13 protein-coding genes and 1 pseudogene are annotated in these 14,729 nt (G+C 63.5%); 9 read left to right on the top strand and 5 right to left on the bottom strand.

Annotation, left to right across the window (positions count from 1 at the left end; all coding sequences use genetic code 11):
* Positions 1-78: 78 nt before the first annotated feature.
* Complete coding sequence (locus GY791_00375; protein ID MCP4326882.1) at positions 79-282, bottom strand: cold-shock protein; 204 nt, start codon at positions 280-282, stop codon at positions 79-81.
* 497 nt (positions 283-779) lie between these two features.
* Here GY791_00375 and GY791_00370 point away from each other — a divergent pair, with 497 nt between their 5' ends.
* Genes GY791_00370 through GY791_00360 form a run of 3 tightly spaced genes read left to right on the top strand, consistent with a single transcriptional unit; the run spans position 780 to position 1,836 of the window.
* Entirely contained in the window at positions 780-1,064 is a 285-nt protein-coding gene (locus GY791_00370) for a YciI family protein (protein MCP4326881.1), read from the top strand.
* 2 nt (positions 1,065-1,066) lie between these two features.
* Positions 1,067-1,480 carry an EVE domain-containing protein gene (locus GY791_00365; protein ID MCP4326880.1) on the top strand — a complete coding sequence of 138 codons (414 nt, stop codon included), beginning with the start codon at positions 1,067-1,069 and terminating at the stop codon, positions 1,478-1,480.
* Between the two features lie 11 nt (positions 1,481-1,491).
* On the top strand, positions 1,492-1,836 hold the full coding sequence (locus GY791_00360; protein MCP4326879.1) for a Rieske (2Fe-2S) protein: 345 nt from the start codon (positions 1,492-1,494) through the stop codon (positions 1,834-1,836).
* A gap of 98 nt (positions 1,837-1,934) precedes the next feature.
* Here GY791_00360 and GY791_00355 read toward each other — a convergent pair whose 3' ends face one another.
* The gene (locus GY791_00355; GenBank protein MCP4326878.1) at positions 1,935-2,108 is read right to left on the bottom strand and encodes a histone H1; all 174 of its coding nucleotides are present in this window, start codon (positions 2,106-2,108) and stop codon (positions 1,935-1,937) included.
* A 264-nt stretch (positions 2,109-2,372) separates the two neighbouring features.
* Between GY791_00355 and GY791_00350 the strand changes: the two genes are divergently transcribed.
* Both GY791_00350 and acs read left to right on the top strand, forming a co-directional pair.
* On the top strand, positions 2,373-3,485 hold the full coding sequence (locus GY791_00350) for an isocitrate/isopropylmalate dehydrogenase family protein (GenBank protein MCP4326877.1): 1,113 nt from the start codon (positions 2,373-2,375) through the stop codon (positions 3,483-3,485).
* 160 nt (positions 3,486-3,645) lie between these two features.
* Entirely contained in the window at positions 3,646-5,586 is a 1,941-nt protein-coding gene (gene acs / locus GY791_00345) for an acetate--CoA ligase (GenBank protein MCP4326876.1), read from the top strand.
* A gap of 72 nt (positions 5,587-5,658) precedes the next feature.
* Here the strand turns inward: acs and GY791_00340 are convergent, their stop codons facing one another.
* Together GY791_00340 and GY791_00335 are read right to left on the bottom strand one after the other, a co-directional pair.
* A complete protein-coding gene (locus GY791_00340) occupies positions 5,659-6,633 on the bottom strand; it encodes a Gfo/Idh/MocA family oxidoreductase (GenBank protein MCP4326875.1) in 975 nt (324 codons plus the stop codon).
* 181 nt (positions 6,634-6,814) lie between these two features.
* Complete coding sequence (locus GY791_00335; GenBank protein MCP4326874.1) at positions 6,815-6,997, bottom strand: DUF1674 domain-containing protein; 183 nt, start codon at positions 6,995-6,997, stop codon at positions 6,815-6,817.
* A gap of 90 nt (positions 6,998-7,087) precedes the next feature.
* Here GY791_00335 and htpX point away from each other — a divergent pair, with 90 nt between their 5' ends.
* From htpX to GY791_00315, 4 genes and pseudogenes are all read left to right on the top strand, one after another.
* Entirely contained in the window at positions 7,088-7,942 is an 855-nt protein-coding gene (gene htpX / locus GY791_00330) for a zinc metalloprotease HtpX (protein MCP4326873.1), read from the top strand.
* 41 nt (positions 7,943-7,983) lie between these two features.
* Positions 7,984-9,246: pseudogene (locus GY791_00325) on the top strand (methyltransferase domain-containing protein).
* Between the two features lie 78 nt (positions 9,247-9,324).
* Positions 9,325-9,759, top strand: a complete 435-nt coding sequence (locus GY791_00320) for a hypothetical protein (GenBank protein MCP4326872.1) — start codon at positions 9,325-9,327, stop codon at positions 9,757-9,759.
* A 308-nt stretch (positions 9,760-10,067) separates the two neighbouring features.
* Positions 10,068-11,906, top strand: coding sequence for a carbamoyltransferase (locus tag GY791_00315; protein ID MCP4326871.1), 1,839 nt, complete (start codon positions 10,068-10,070; stop codon positions 11,904-11,906).
* A 444-nt stretch (positions 11,907-12,350) separates the two neighbouring features.
* Here GY791_00315 and GY791_00310 read toward each other — a convergent pair whose 3' ends face one another.
* Complete coding sequence (locus GY791_00310; protein ID MCP4326870.1) at positions 12,351-14,402, bottom strand: DEAD/DEAH box helicase family protein; 2,052 nt, start codon at positions 14,400-14,402, stop codon at positions 12,351-12,353.
* Positions 14,403-14,729: the final 327 nt, after the last annotated feature.

The following is a 14,729-nucleotide window of genomic DNA, read 5'->3' as shown; positions in this document are numbered from 1 at the left end:
CATCCTCCGTGTGAGGTTGAATCGGCCAATCGTGACCGGTCAGGCCGCCCGGACCGGGCGGCCTTTTCCAACCGCAGGTTAGGCCGTTTGAAGATTAACCGCCTTCGGGCCTCGCTCATCCTGGTCGGTCTCGAAGCTCACTTTCGCCCCTTCGGCCAGGTTGTCGAGGCCGGCGCGCTCGACCGCGGAGATATGTACGAAAACGTCCTTTGTTCCGTCATCCGGCGAGATAAAGCCGAATCCCCGGGCTGAATTGAAGAATTTTACAGTTCCAGTCGTCATGTTTCAGTATTCCCATAATAATATTTCCCCCGAAGCACCTTGCTTCGGTGGGGTGATAGCCTTCCCAGAGTTTAGGAGAGTCGTTCTTGGACTCGGCGAGGCCAAACGAGGTCCGCTAAGTCTGATAAATAGCCTTCACAAATAGATAGATGGTGTCGGGAGGACCTTTTGGCAAGGTATTTCGGGGTTCTCGCGCCGCCCCGTCGTCGTCAATCGAGGGGGAGAAACGGGAAGCGGCGTCATAACCGGACCTAATCCGTGTTTTGCGCGGATGTCCGGTTTGCGATCTCACGGTGGACATCACGGGAACCCTGGCTAACGACCGCTTCCGGCCGATCTTGGGAATTCGGATTCAAACCGTGACTCCTGCCGCGCGCCGGGCCGCCCACGCCGCGTAGAAAACGCGAGCGGCCCCCGTTCCACCGCGACGGATAATGCGCTAGGCTGATCGTCGATCGCGGCCGTGAAGGGGGCCGGATCGATCGGGGGACACGACGATGCTTTTTGCCATTTCTTGTATCGACAAGCCCGACAGTGGCCACATCCGGGCGCAGAACCGGGACGCCCACCTCGCCTATCTGCGCGACCACGGCGACCAGTTGATGGCCGCCGGTCCCTACATCAGCGAATCGGGCGACGGCATGACCGGCAGCCTGTTGATCCTCCAGTTTCCCGACCGCAGTTCGGCCGAGGCGTTCGCCGCCAACGACCCCTATGCCCTGGCCGGCCTGTTCGAGCGGGTGTCGATACGGCACTGGAAAAAAGTCCTGCCGGTGGAGTGAGCATGGCCTATTGGTTGTTCAAGTCGGAGCCCGGCGCGTGGTCCTGGGACGACCAGGTCGAAGCCGGGTCGGCGGAGTGGGACGGCGTCCGCAATTACCAGGCGGCCAACAACATGAAGGCGATGAAGATCGGCGACCGCGGCTTTTTCTACCACTCGGTCGACGCCAAACAGATCGTCGGCATCGTCGAGGTGGTCAGGGAGTACTACCCCGACCCGACCGACGCCAGCGGCCGCTTCGGCATGGTCGACGTCAAGGCGGTCAAGCCGGTCAATAAACCGGTCACGCTGAAACAGATCAAGGACGAGCCGCGGCTGTCGGACCTCGCCCTGGTGCGCCAATCGCGCCTGTCCGTGGTGCCGGTGGGGCCGGCCGAGTGGAAACTCATCTGCGCCATGGCGGCGACCAAGCCGTGACCCGGGCCCCGATCGGGACGCCGCTCTGCCACATCGACGATATCCCCGATCCGGGCGGCCGCGGCTTCACCTTTGGCGCCGGCACCGAACGGTGGGAGGTGTTCGTCATCCGGCGCGGCGGCGAGGTGCACGCCTATGAGAACACCTGCCCCCATACCGGGACGCCGCTCGAGACCCTGCCCGACCGCTTCCTCACCGCCGACCAATCATTGATCCTGTGCTCGACCCACGGCGCCCGCTTTCGTATCGACGACGGCTATTGCGTCGCCGGACCCTGCGAAGGCCGGCGCCTGACCCCGGTCGCGGTCGACCTCGCCGCGACGGGCCAACTATCCCTCGACGAGCCCGGCAACTAGTCCTCGCGCATTCGGTCCGCGTCGTCCCGCCAATCAAGTCTCAACGGGGAAAGCTCCGGCGGCCCTCCCCGGACGTCACGGGCGTGGCGGCGAAGCGCCTATTGGTTGACCCGCGCCTGGACATCGACGCGGATATCCTGCGCCATTTTCTTAATCTGCTGCATGCCTTTGCGGACACGGCGACCGGCCGCCTTGTTGCCTTTCTCGTAGAAGGCATCGAAATCGGCTTCCAGGCTCATAACCAGATCGCGAATCTCATCAAACCTCGACATCTCGGCTTCTCCGTTCGGTTGTTTGGCGGGCAGATCCCCATGCGGCAGGATGGCCATCATACCGCGTTAGCCTTCGCAGGTCGCGTGTCTCCGACGCCCTCGATTTCGACCCGCCGTCCCTCGGGACGGCTAGGGTCAATGTGTCCGCGTATACTCACTCGCCGCTGGTGTTCGAGCGGCGGCGCCCGATAATGGCTGCCGTCACGGTATTTCGGTAACGGCGGTCACAGGAAACGGTTCGACACCTTGGCTTCAGGTCCCGAATTGCGTATCGCGGTTTTTCGCGGCGACGGTATCGGCGCCGAGGTCGTCGACGCCTGTATCGCCGTTCTCGAGGCGTTACAGCGGCGGGTCGGCGGGTTCCGGCTGTCGTTCGACCATCTCGACGCCGGCGCCCGCTACTATCGCGAAACCGGGACCGACATCGCCGACGAGACGGTGGCCGAGGCGGGCCGCGCCGAGGCCATCCTGCTCGGCGCCATGGGCGACCCCGAGATCCGCCACGCCGACGGGACCGAAATCATGCCCCACCTGATGTTTCGCGAGGTGTTTGGGCTCTATGCCGGGGTCCGGCCGGTCACGGCCTATCCCAATACGCCGCGCCGGCTCCGCGACGAACGCGCCGGGGAAATCGACATGGTGATCCTGCGCGAGTCGACCGAGGGCCTGTTTCATACCCAGGGACGGGGCCAGGTCATCGACGACCGCGAGGCGCGCGAGACCCTGTTGATCACCCGCGAGACCTCGGAGAAGCTGTTCGACTTCGCGTTTCGCCTCGCCGAACGCCGCAAGACGCGCGGCGGCAAGGCGTTGGTGACCTGCGTCGACAAGGCCAATGTCTTTCGCGCCTTTGCCTTCTTTCGCAAGATTTTCGACGAGCGCGCGGCGCGTTTTCCCGAAATCGCCACCGGCTACAGCTATGTCGACGCCCAAGCGCTGGATTTCATCCGCCGGCCGTGGGACTTCGACGTCTTGGTGACGGAGAACATGTTCGGCGACATTCTGTCCGATCTCGCCGGCGGCCTGGTCGGCGGCATGGGGATGGCGGCATGCGCCGAAATCGGCGATCGGCACGCCCTGTTCCAGCCCGCTCACGGCAGCGCCCCCGACATCGCCGGGCAGGGCACCGCCAACCCGATGGCGGCGATCCTGTCGGGCGGCCTGATGCTCGATCATCTCGGTGACCGCCACGGCATCGAAAACCTGTCCGACGCGGCACGATTGCTCGACGAGGCGGTCCAGTCCGGTTTCGCGAATGGCCGTTTCCTGCCCGTCGAGTTCGGCGGACCCGACGGGACGGTCGCGGTGACGCGGGCGCTGATCGAGATCGTCACCGAGGGGATCGCCGCGCCGACCACGGTGGCGGCGGACGGTTGAGCCGCGTCCGCGGGTGTTGGTTTTGCACCGAGGTGCGACGAATCGCTCGCCGGCGCCGCTTTGACAAGTGCTCGGGACTCCGCAATATTGCGTCGAGTTTCGGCCCGCTGCGGCGCTGGGCCCTCGACAACGACACCCGACCGACAAGGGGAGACAGGCGATGAGCGAAGACATCGTTGTACCGGTTCCGCAGGAATGGGCCGAGAAGGCGTGGGCGGACAACGCGAAATACCTCGAAATGTACGAGCGGTCGGTCGCCGACCCTGAAGGTTTCTGGGGCGAACACGGCACCCGATTAGATTGGATAAGGCCCTACAGTCAGGTCAAGGACGTGTCCTTTGAGGGCGACGTTCATATCAAGTGGTATGCGGATGGTACCCTGAACGCCGCCGCCAATTGCCTCGACCGGCACCTGGCGCGGCGCGGCGACCAGACCGCGATCATCTGGGAAGGCGATGATCCCGGCGACGACAAGCACATCACCTACCGCGAGCTCCACGAAGAAGTGTGCCGGTTTGCCAATGGCCTGAAATCGATCGGCGCCAAGAAAGGCGACCGCATCACGATCTATATGCCGATGATCCCCGAGGCCGCGGTGGCGATGCTCGCCTGTGCCCGCATCGGCGCCGTCCATTCGGTCGTCTTCGGCGGATTTTCCCCTGATTCGCTGGCCGGACGCATCCAGGATTGCGATTCCAATATCGTCATCACAGCCGACGAAGGCATCCGCGGCGGCCGACCGATCCCGCTCAAGGTCAATACCGACAAAGCGCTCGAATCGTGCCCGACCATCGAAAAGGCGGTGATCGTCAAGCGCACCGGCGGCGCCATCGATTGGCAGGAGGGGCGCGACGTTTGGTACCATGACCTCGTCGACGCCGCGTCCGCCGACTGCCCGCCGGAAGAGATGAACGCCGAGGATCCGCTGTTCATCCTCTACACGTCGGGCTCGACCGGAAAGCCGAAAGGGGTGCTCCACACCACCGGCGGCTACATGGTCTATACGTCGATGACCCACCAATACGTCTTCGACTACCACGACGGCGACGTCTATTGGTGCACCGCCGATGTTGGCTGGGTCACCGGCCACAGCTACATTGTCTATGGGCCCCTGGCCAACGGCGCCATTTCGGTGATGTTCGAGGGCGTGCCCAATTACCCCGACGCGTCGCGATTCTGGCAGGTCTGCGACAAGCACGGGATCAACACGTTCTATACCGCGCCAACGGCGATCCGCGCGTTGATGCGGGAAGGCGACGAACCGGTCAAGAAGACCGACCGCTCCTCGCTGCGCCTGCTGGGCACGGTCGGCGAACCGATCAACCCCGAGGCATGGCAATGGTATTACAACGTCGTCGGCGACGGACGCTGTCCGATCGTCGACACCTGGTGGCAGACCGAAACCGGCGGCATCCTGATCACGCCCTTGCCCGGCGCGATCGATTTGAAGCCGGGCTCGGCGACGCGGCCGTTCTTCGGCATCGAGCCCGAGATCGTCGACGCCGACGGCAAAGTCATCGACGGCGCCGCCGAGGGCAATTTGTGCATCGCCGATTCATGGCCGGGGCAGATGCGCACCGTCTTCCGCGACCACGAACGTTTCATCCAGACCTATTTCTCGGCCTACAAGGGCAAGTATTTCACCGGCGACGGTTGCCGCCGCGATGGCGACGGTTATTACTGGATCACCGGCCGCGTCGACGACGTCATCAATGTCTCCGGCCATCGCATGGGCACGGCGGAAGTCGAAAGCGCGCTGGTCGCCCATGAGGGCGTCGCCGAGGCGGCGGTGGTCGGCGCGCCGCACGACATCAAGGGCCAGGGCATCTATGCCTATGTCACCTTGAATATCGGCGAGGAACCGTCGGACGAACTCAAGAAGGAGTTGGTTCTGTGGGTGCGCAAGGAGATCGGGCCCATCGCCTCGCCGGACTGGCTGCAATGGGCGCCCGGGCTGCCCAAGACCCGGTCGGGAAAGATCATGCGCCGGATCCTGCGCAAGATCGCCGAGGACGATTTCTCGAATCTCGGCGACACCTCGACCTTGGCCGATCCCAGCGTCGTCGACGATTTGATCGAGAACCGCCAGAACCGCGGCTAGCTTGGATTTCTCAGACACGAAAACGGCGGGACCAAATGGTCCCGCCGTTTTTCGATTACAAAAGAACCGATCCTAGACCGCGGCCGCCGCGAGTTCCGTCATGAACTCCGAATCGTCGGCCCAGTCCTGTAGCGATTCGCGGATGCGCAGGGCCGTTTCCAGCGCCCGCCGGCCGTCGTCGCCCGACACCAGCGGCGTGTTGCCCTGGCGCACGCAATCGACGAAGGACTCGATTTCCCGATACAGGCTATCGCCGTCCTCGCCGCTCTCGTCATAGGATTCGACCGGCGCCAGATGTCCGGTACGATTGATCCCGGCCTTGGTGAAGGTGCGGTTGAGGAAGTCGACGGCGATATGGGCATCGCGTTGGAACAGCCGCATCGACCGTTCCGTCTTCAGGCTGATCCGGCTGGCGGTGATGTTGGCGATGCAGCCGTCGGTGAAATGGATACGCGCCACGGCTATATCCTCGACCGGGGACAGCACCGGCACACCGACCGCGTCGATTTTCTCGACCGGACCCTTGACCAGGTTGAGGACCAGGTCGATGTCGTGGATCATCATGTCGAGGATGACGCTGACATGGGGCTCGCGGGTGCCGTAGGGCGCGGTGCGAACGCATTCGACGAAGAGCGGACTGTCGATATGCCCGTCGAGCGCGAGGCGCACCGGGCTGAACCGCTCGAGATGGCCGACCTGAAGGACCAGGCTCTTCTCGTGCGCGATATCGATCAGCCGGTCGGCCTCGTCCAAGGTGACGGCCATCGGCTTTTCGACAAGAACGTTGATTCCGTTTTCCAGACAGTCATGGGCGATCTCGAAATGGGCGTTGGTCGACGCCGAAATGCTGACCGCATCGACGCGGCCGAAGAGATCGCGATAGTCGGTTAGCGCTTCGACATCGTATTGCCGCGCCGTTTCCCGAGCGCGGTCCGAGCAGATATCGACAACTCCGACAAAGTCCGTATTTTTTAGTCTGGCATGTTTTTCCGCATGGTAGCGGCCGAAATGACCAACTCCGACCACTGCCGTTCTAACGGTCGCCATGGACACTCCCCTTATCCCCCTCCACCTGCCGACACACCCGGTCAGGCTTCGTTATAATATTGTAACTCTAGCTCGCCAAATCCGTTGCAACAAGCCCCTCTCGCCCTCGGGGCATCAAAATTTGTAACGAATTTTCACGGCTCCGCACCTCATACTCATTGCCGCCCGGCAGGTTTGTCGATCAAAAATCGACGCAGCGCCCATCCCGTTCCCAATCGCCGTACCGGGTCGGCTCGGGCCCTTTCGGCCCCCCGACCTCTTCGATGGCGCCCGGCGACGGCGTCGACGGGCTTGTATCAGTGGTATCCCGCCGCTCCGAGAGCGGTTCGTCGACGACGGAAATAGGGCGTTTCTTGCCGGACATGGCGATCATTGTAGGACCTAATGGGGGTTCCGCCAAGCCTTGAAGGGCCGCCCTTGCCCCCTATTTCTAAGGCGTTGTAGAGGATATGCCGTGAACTATCTCAGGACAGCGATTCTTTTGGCCGGTCTGACCGGCTTGTTTCTAGCCATCGGATTTCTGCTCGGCGGCGAGATCGGGCTTGTCATCGCACTGGTCGCCGCCATCGGCATGAACGGCTTCGCCTACTGGAATTCCGACAAGATGGTCCTGCGGATGTATGGCGCGCGCCAGGTCGACGAACGCTCGGCGCCGGCGCTCTACGGACTGGTCACCACGCTGGCCGACCAGGCGGAGCTGCCGATGCCGAAGGTCTTCATCATCGAGAATGACCAGCCCAATGCCTTTGCCACCGGCCGCAATCCGGAGAATGCGTCGGTCGCCGCCACCACCGGTTTGGTGCGCAACCTGTCGCAGGTCGAGGTCGCCGGGGTCATGGCGCACGAGCTGGCTCACGTGAAGAACCGCGACACTCTGACCATGACGATCACCGCGACCATCGCCGGCGCGATCGGGCTGTTGGCCAACTTCGCCCTGTTTTTCGGCGGCAGCAGCCGCAACAACGCGCTCGGCATCGTCGGCGCCCTGCTGATCATGATCCTGGCCCCGCTGGCGGCGATGATCGTGCAAATGGCCATCTCGCGGGCCCGGGAATACGAGGCCGACCGCATCGGGGCGGAGATCTGCGGCCATCCGTTATGGCTCGCGTCCGCGTTGGAGAAATTGCAGCAAAGCGCGTCGCGGATCGACAATCCGGCGGCCGAGGACAATCCGGCGACGGCGCATATGTTCATCGTCAACCCGCTGCACGCGCGCGCCGTCGACGGCCTGTTCTCGACCCACCCGCGCACCGAAGAACGCGTCCGCCGGCTTCGGGAAATGGCCGACGTGGCCGGTCCCTGGGGGTGAGTGCCACTTTACCGAGGCCGGGCGAGGCGTCGCGCGGTGCCGCCCTCGATCTGCTGCACCAGGTCTTCGACGCCCATCGGCCGCTCGACGATGCCATCGCCGCCAACCAGGCGATGGCCGCCCTCGACGCCCGCGACCGCGCGGTGGCGCGCCGGCTGACCGCTACCGTTTTGCGCCGGCGCGGCCAGATCGACGAGCTCATCGATCGCGCCCTCGACCACCCGTTGCCGCACCGGGCGCAGCAAGTGCGGCGATTTCTCCAGATCGGCACCGCTCAACTGCTGTTCCTCGACACCGCCGAACATGCCACCGTCGACACCACGGTCGCGCTGGCGCGGAGCCGCGGCCACGAGCGCTATGCCGGCTTGGTCAATGCCGTTCTGCGCCGCCTGACGCGGGAGGGCGCGGCGTGGCTGGAGCGGCAGGATGCGCCGCGCCTGAATACGCCGCCATGGTTATGGGAGAGCTGGAGCAAGGCCTATGGCGAGCCCACCGCGCGGGCCATCGCGGCGGCGCATCTCGAAGAGCCGCCGCTCGACATCACCGTCGCGCGAGATCTCCGCCACTGGGCCGGTGAGCTCGAAGCCGACATCTGGCCGACCGGGACATTGCGCCGGCGCGGCGGCGGTTTGATCGCCGACCTCCCCGGTTACGATGCGGGCCAGTGGTGGGTGCAGGACGCCGCCGCGGCATTGCCGGTCAGGCTGTTGGGCGCGGTCACCAATTGGGAGGTCGTCGATCTGTGCGCCGCCCCCGGCGGCAAGACCGCCCAACTGGCGGCGGCCGGCGCCCGCGTCACCGCTATCGACAGGTCGGCCCGGCGGCTCCGGCGCCTGGCCGAGAATTTGGCCCGCCTCGGCCTCGAGGCGACATGTTCGATCGGCGACGGAACCACGTGGCGGCCACCCAGTCCGGTCGACGCGGTCGTGCTCGATGCGCCCTGCAGCGCCACCGGCACCATCCGTCGCCATCCCGATATCCCATGGCTGAAATCGGAGAAAGACGTCGCGACCATGGCCGCGGTTCAGGATTCGCTGTTGCGGGCAGCGGTGGAGATGGTCCGGCCTGGGGGCTTGGTCGTCTTTTCGACGTGTTCGCTGCAGCCGGAGGAAGGGGCGGCGCGTGTCGTCGCGCTACGGGCGAGCGGCGCGCCGATCGAAATCGACGCCGTCCGCAAGGCCGACGTCAGCGGCCTCGAGGAGCTCATCTCCGGCGCCTTCTTGCGCACCCTGCCGTGCCATCTCGCCGAACGCGGCGGCATGGACGGGTTCTTCGCCGCCCGGCTCAGAAAGGTCGGCGGCTAGGCCGAGGAAAGGAATCGGTTGTCTCCGACGCACCAAATCGCGTAATTGAGGGCCGCGATCCCAGGCACGGAAACGACAATGACCAAGCACGCGGTTCTCGAACGTATCGGCGAGGTGGAGGAAATCGCCGGCTCCTCCGATCGCGGGTTCGGAATCGTCTTCACCGTCGTGTTCGCCATTGTCGGTGTGTGGCCGCTGGTGTTCGGCGACGGCGGGCTGAATTGGTGGGCGTTTATCGTTGCTGCGGCGATCCTCGCCGTCGCGCTCAGCCGCCCCGCTTTGCTGGCCCCGGCGAACCGTCTTTGGACCCGGCTTAGCATTCTACTCAGCCGGGTGGTCAACCCGATCGTCATGGGACTGATCTACTTCGTCATGATCACCCCGATCGCGATCTGCATGCGCCTTGCCGGACGCGACTCGCTCCGTCTCAAACCCGATTCCGGCGCCCACAGCTATTGGATCAAGCGCGATCCGCCGGGGCCCGAGCCCGAAACGATGGCCGACCAGTTCTGAAATCGATCAATTTCGCCGCAGCGGCGAAAAGCTATCGAATATTTACAGGCCGCGACGATTCCGCTAATCAGTCTGCAATTGCCAATTGAGCAAACTGCATTTCGAAGGGCCGCAGGGGAAAATCCGGTGTCGTTTTTGGTCGAACTTTGGCGATTCATGCGCGTGCGCAAGAAGTTCTGGCTTCTGCCCATTCTCCTGGTGATGGTTCTGTTCGGCGGACTCCTGGTGTTGGCACAAGGCTCGGCGGTCGCACCGTTCATCTATACGATCTTTTGATCCTCCCGGGCCGCGCGCCCAAGAGGTAGAGTATGGTTCGGATACTCGGCATATCCGCTTTCTACCACGACAGCGCGGCGGCGCTGCTGGTCGACGGCGATATTGCGGCGGCGGCGCAGGAGGAGCGGTTTACGCGGAAGAAGCACGATTCGGGTTTTCCCCATTACGCCATCGAGTATTGCCTCGCCGCAGCCGGGATCGGCCTCGGTGACGTCGACCATGTCGCCTTCTACGACAAGCCGTTCCTGAAATTCGAACGCCTGATCGAGACCTACCTCGCCTTCGCGCCGCGCGGCTTCCGATCGTTCAGCATGGCGATGCCGGTCTGGCTCAAGGAGAAGCTGTTCCAGAAGGCCCTCCTCAAGCGCGAACTGAAGAGCTATGCGCCGGATTACGATTGGGACAAGCGGCTGCTGTTCTCGGAGCACCATCTCAGTCATGCGGCGAGCGCCTTCTTTCCGTCCCCCTTCGAGACGGCGGCGGTGCTGACCATGGACGGGGTCGGCGAATGGGCAACGACCTCGGCCGGGATCGGCGACGGGAATCGGCTGCGCATCATCAACGAGATCCACTTCCCGCACTCGCTCGGCCTGCTCTATTCGGCCTTCACCTACTACACCGGTTTCAAGGTCAACTCGGGCGAGTACAAGGTCATGGGCCTGGCGCCCTATGGCGAACCGAAATACGCGGCGACGATCCTCGACAATTTGATCGACCTGAAAGCGGACGGTTCGTTCCGCCTCAACCTGGACTACTTCGACTATTGCACCGGCCTGACCATGACCAACCGCCGGTTCGACGCCCTGTTCGGCGGTCCGCCGCGCGCCGCCGATCAGCTTCTGACCCAGCGCGAAATGGACCTCGCAGCATCGATCCAGGCGGTCACCGAGGAAGTCGTGCTGCGGCTGGCCCGGGGGTTGGCGGCGGAAACCGGCGAGCGCAACCTGTGCCTCGCCGGCGGCGTGGCGCTCAATTGTGTCGCCAACGGCAAGGTCCTGCGTGAGGGCGTTTTCGACGGTCTGTGGATCCAGCCGGCGGCCGGCGATGCCGGCGGCGCGTTGGGCGCGGCGCTCAACGCCTTCCATCAATTCAAAGGCCAGGAGCGGCGGCTCAATGGGACCGGGGATGCCATGCGCGGCTCCTATCTCGGTCCCGTGTTCGATCAGGAAACCGTCGAAACCAGACTGACCGATGCCGGCGCCCGCTATGAAACCCTGGCCGAAAACGTGCTGTTCGATACGGTCGCCGACGCCCTGGCCGACGGCCAGACCGTCGGCTGGTTCCAGGGCCGCATGGAATTCGGACCGCGGGCCTTGGGCGGCCGTTCGATACTCGGCGATCCGCGCTCGCCGTCGATGCAGAAGACGCTGAATCTCAAGATCAAGTATCGCGAATCGTTTCGCCCCTTCGCACCGGCGGTGCTGCGCGAGGATGTCGCCGATTGGTTCGAACTCGACGCCGACAGCCCGTATATGTTGCTGGTCGCGGGCGCCAAGGAGGAACGGCGGCGCAGGATGACGGCCGAGGAGGAGGCGCTGTTCGGCATCGAAAAGCTGAACGTGCCACGGTCGGAAGTCCCGGCCATCACGCATGTCGATTATTCGGCCCGCATCCAGACCGTTCACCGCGACACCAATCCGCGTTTTTACGGCCTGATCGAGCGGTTCAAGGAAAAGACCGCCTGTCCGGTGCTGGTCAATACCAGCTTCAACGTGCGCGGCGAGCCGATCGTGTGTACGCCCGAAGACGCCTTTCGTTGCTTCATGGCGACGGAAATGGATCTGCTCGCCGTCGGCAATTGCCTGTTACGCAAGGCGGACCAGGATCCGGCCCTCAAGATCGACTACAAGGACAGCTTCGAAGCGGATTAAGACGTGCAATCATAAATCAACTCTTAGGGCTCGTTTAGAGGTTTGACCGTTTCAATTTCGAAAGCAGTCGCCGCACAACAACCTCTTTGAGGTCGGTTTGTAGCCAGAAGGAGAAGTCACCAACTCAAGAGCTGAGGTGCGTATCCGGCAGGTTCGCAAGCCAAGCGAAAAAGGCCGCTACTTCCCCTTAGGAGGCACAGGAGTCCAGCTTCTCCCGTAGCTCATCGAGCTTCTGCTGCGTCTGATCGAGCACGTCCGCAAAGCAATCCGTGCAGTACGCCCTTCCGGGTCCCATTTGTCCGGGCTTCGTCACTTGGAAGCACTCGGTTCCCTTGACCATCTGCCTGTTGCATCGCCGGCACTCCATTTCTCTTCCGGCGACGTGGTACGAGACGCTCCCATGCGTGCTGCCGATCAGAGACGGCGTCGGGCCACGCTTCGACACTAGCTGTCCCCTTTCGTCGTCTTGGACTTCCGGGTCTCCGCGTCCTCGCGCTGCTTGACCTTCAGCCTGCGCACCTCCGCGTCGAGGACGTCCGAGAGCAAGTCCATCCCCCTCTTCAGCTCCTCGGTGCTCCACTGGCCCCGCGGAGCGTTACCGACCGCCTTGTTTACCCTCTGGTTCAGGAGTTGGATCGCCGCAACGATGTTTGCGCCGCTCAGGTTTGGGAGGAGCCTATTGGAGATCTCGCCGCCACCCGCCGTAAGCTCCACTCTGTTCAAGAGCACCTTCGCGGTCGTTTTGATGCGCTCGTTCAGGCGCTTCTGCGCCTCCTTGCGCTCGCGCTGCGGGCTAACGGGGAAGGGCTCTGGTGCATCCACTCTCCGTCTGGGCTCTCGCTTCGCGGCCTTGGCCGCGGCGACGACCGCGTCGGCATCCAGGCCCATCGCCTCCGCATTGCGACGAAGCTCTTCGATGACGAGCTCGTCGTCCGCGTCGAGAAAGTCCTCCTCGATAAGCGAGTCGAGCACCTCGTTATGAACGACCATCTCCGGCCGAATCTTCATCCGCGCCTCGCCGTCGGTGACCTCTCGCGGCGGATCGGGCTCGTCCCCGCCGATGAGGCCAGCCAGAAACAGCTGATCCTCCCTCTCAATCTCGCGGAAGTCCGTCAGCAGGGTGTCAAGGTTCATCCCCGCGTGGGTCACGATGTATCCGTAGTTGTCGGGATGGCGAACGTCGTTCTGGACGATGACTCGCATCGCGCGGCCGACGAACTGAAGGTAGGGCGCGAGCGTGCGGAAGGGCCGGAAGATCGCAGCGACGCTCAGCTGAGGGTGGTCAAACCCCTCACCGAGCATCTGCACCTGCACGATCACGTCAATCAGGCCGGCCTTGAGCTTGCGCAGGACCTCGGCTCGATCCTCCTCGGGCATCATGCTATGGATGGTCTCGGCCTCGTACCCCCTCTCCGCGTAGAGCGACCTAATGGCCCTGGCGTGATCAATCTGCATAGCCACCGCCACGAGTTGATGCCTCGTCCCGGTCTGGCGGAGTTGCTCGAGCCGATCGAGGCTCGCAGTCACGATGTCCTCGTTGCATGTCGGCGAGAGGGCGACGCCCCGGCTGAACCAGTCTTCCTCCTTGAGCTGGAGGACCTCGTCGAGCGTGTGCGTCTTGGTGTCGCCCTCGTAGGTGAAGGTGAGCTCGGACGGCGCAACGTAGACAGCTTGGAGGCGCTTAATGTAGCCCTTCAACATCGCCCGTTTGAACGAATAGCGGTAGACCAGTTTCCCGGTGATCTCCTTGTCATCCGCTCGGTAGGGCGTCGCGGTGAGGTTCACGACCTTGGCGTTGGTGAACCGATCGAAAACCTTCTCCCAGCTCTTCGCCGCGCTGTGGTGTCCCTCATCGACCAAGATGAGGTCGAAGAAGTCGTCCGGGAAATTGGGGAGCCACCGGTCCGCGCTACTGGCGAGTTGCTGGATGTTGGTCAGCACGATGTGCGATTTCTCGCAGTCGTGGATGTTGGCGGCCCTGCCAGCGAGAAGCGCGACGTGCGGGCCGGCGAGCATCGTCTCCGGCGAGAGGACGGACCGCTTCCGCCAGAAGCAGGTCCTCCGATTAGTGATGTCGAGATCCGCGAACAGGCTGTCGCGGATCGTGATGTTGGGCGAGATCACGAGCACGCGGCCCCGCGCGAGCCCGAGCGGCAGCAGGGCGATCAGGCCCGACTTGCCGCACCCGACCGGCAACTGGAGGATGGCAGCCTCCGTGCTGGAGGCGAAGTGTTCCAGGGTGGCGGCGTGGGCCTCTCGCTGAGGATCGCGGAGCTCGGTGTTTTCCTCGATCTCATATTCGACGGTCGTGAAGAACTCCTCGATCGACCGGCTCGCCCGAACCCAAGCGTCAAGGTCGTCCCTGTGGAACTTCCAAACCTTCCCTACCTTGTGCCGCGGAATCTCGCCTGCCTGGGCAAGGTCGTAGAGTTTGCTCTTCCCGATCCCGAGGTAGCTCGTGGTATCCTCGACCGTCATCCAGTCCGTTCGCGACATGCGCTCGTCTCCAGTTCACATAATAACCTTTAATAGCATCAAATGGCAGTAAATGGCAATAATTTCTGCATCGCGAGCCGGATGACTCGCTTTGAGGAAAGTAGGCACTCCACGGGGTTGCACAGTACGAACTCCTGCAGCGCTCTCCGCATCTGGAGGTCGTGCTCGGCGGGGCACGTAACTTCCGCCCCGGGGTCAGTTGCCGGCGTCGCTTGGGCTGAAGCGTAATGTCCGCTCTTGGGAGGTGTTCCGAAGTGTTCGCCGCCGGCTTCTCTGTTTCCCCAATAGCCGCCGCTCCGAGGCGACGGTTTGGTGTCTATGAGGCTA

Source organism: Alphaproteobacteria bacterium (assembly GCA_024244705.1).
In the GTDB taxonomy this organism is placed as follows: Bacteria; Pseudomonadota; Alphaproteobacteria; order JAAEOK01; family JAAEOK01; genus JAAEOK01.
This window is presented reverse-complemented; position numbering and strand designations above follow the sequence as displayed.

Excerpts from the sequence above, each read along its gene's own strand:
- GY791_00355 (MCP4326878.1), bottom strand. The coding sequence starts at position 2,108 with ATGTCGAGGTTTGATGAGATTCGCGATCTGGTTATGAGCCTGGAAGCC.
- GY791_00365 (MCP4326880.1), top strand. The coding sequence starts at position 1,067 with ATGGCCTATTGGTTGTTCAAGTCGGAGCCCGGCGCGTGGTCCTGGGAC.
- GY791_00310 (MCP4326870.1), bottom strand. The coding sequence starts at position 14,402 with ATGTCGCGAACGGACTGGATGACGGTCGAGGATACCACGAGCTACCTC.
- GY791_00340 (MCP4326875.1), bottom strand. The coding sequence starts at position 6,633 with ATGGCGACCGTTAGAACGGCAGTGGTCGGAGTTGGTCATTTCGGCCGC.
- GY791_00315 (MCP4326871.1), top strand. The coding sequence starts at position 10,068 with ATGGTTCGGATACTCGGCATATCCGCTTTCTACCACGACAGCGCGGCG.
- GY791_00370 (MCP4326881.1), top strand. The coding sequence starts at position 780 with ATGCTTTTTGCCATTTCTTGTATCGACAAGCCCGACAGTGGCCACATC.
- acs (MCP4326876.1), top strand. The coding sequence starts at position 3,646 with ATGAGCGAAGACATCGTTGTACCGGTTCCGCAGGAATGGGCCGAGAAG.
- GY791_00320 (MCP4326872.1), top strand. The coding sequence starts at position 9,325 with ATGACCAAGCACGCGGTTCTCGAACGTATCGGCGAGGTGGAGGAAATC.
- GY791_00375 (MCP4326882.1), bottom strand. The coding sequence starts at position 282 with ATGACGACTGGAACTGTAAAATTCTTCAATTCAGCCCGGGGATTCGGC.
- GY791_00335 (MCP4326874.1), bottom strand. The coding sequence starts at position 6,997 with ATGTCCGGCAAGAAACGCCCTATTTCCGTCGTCGACGAACCGCTCTCG.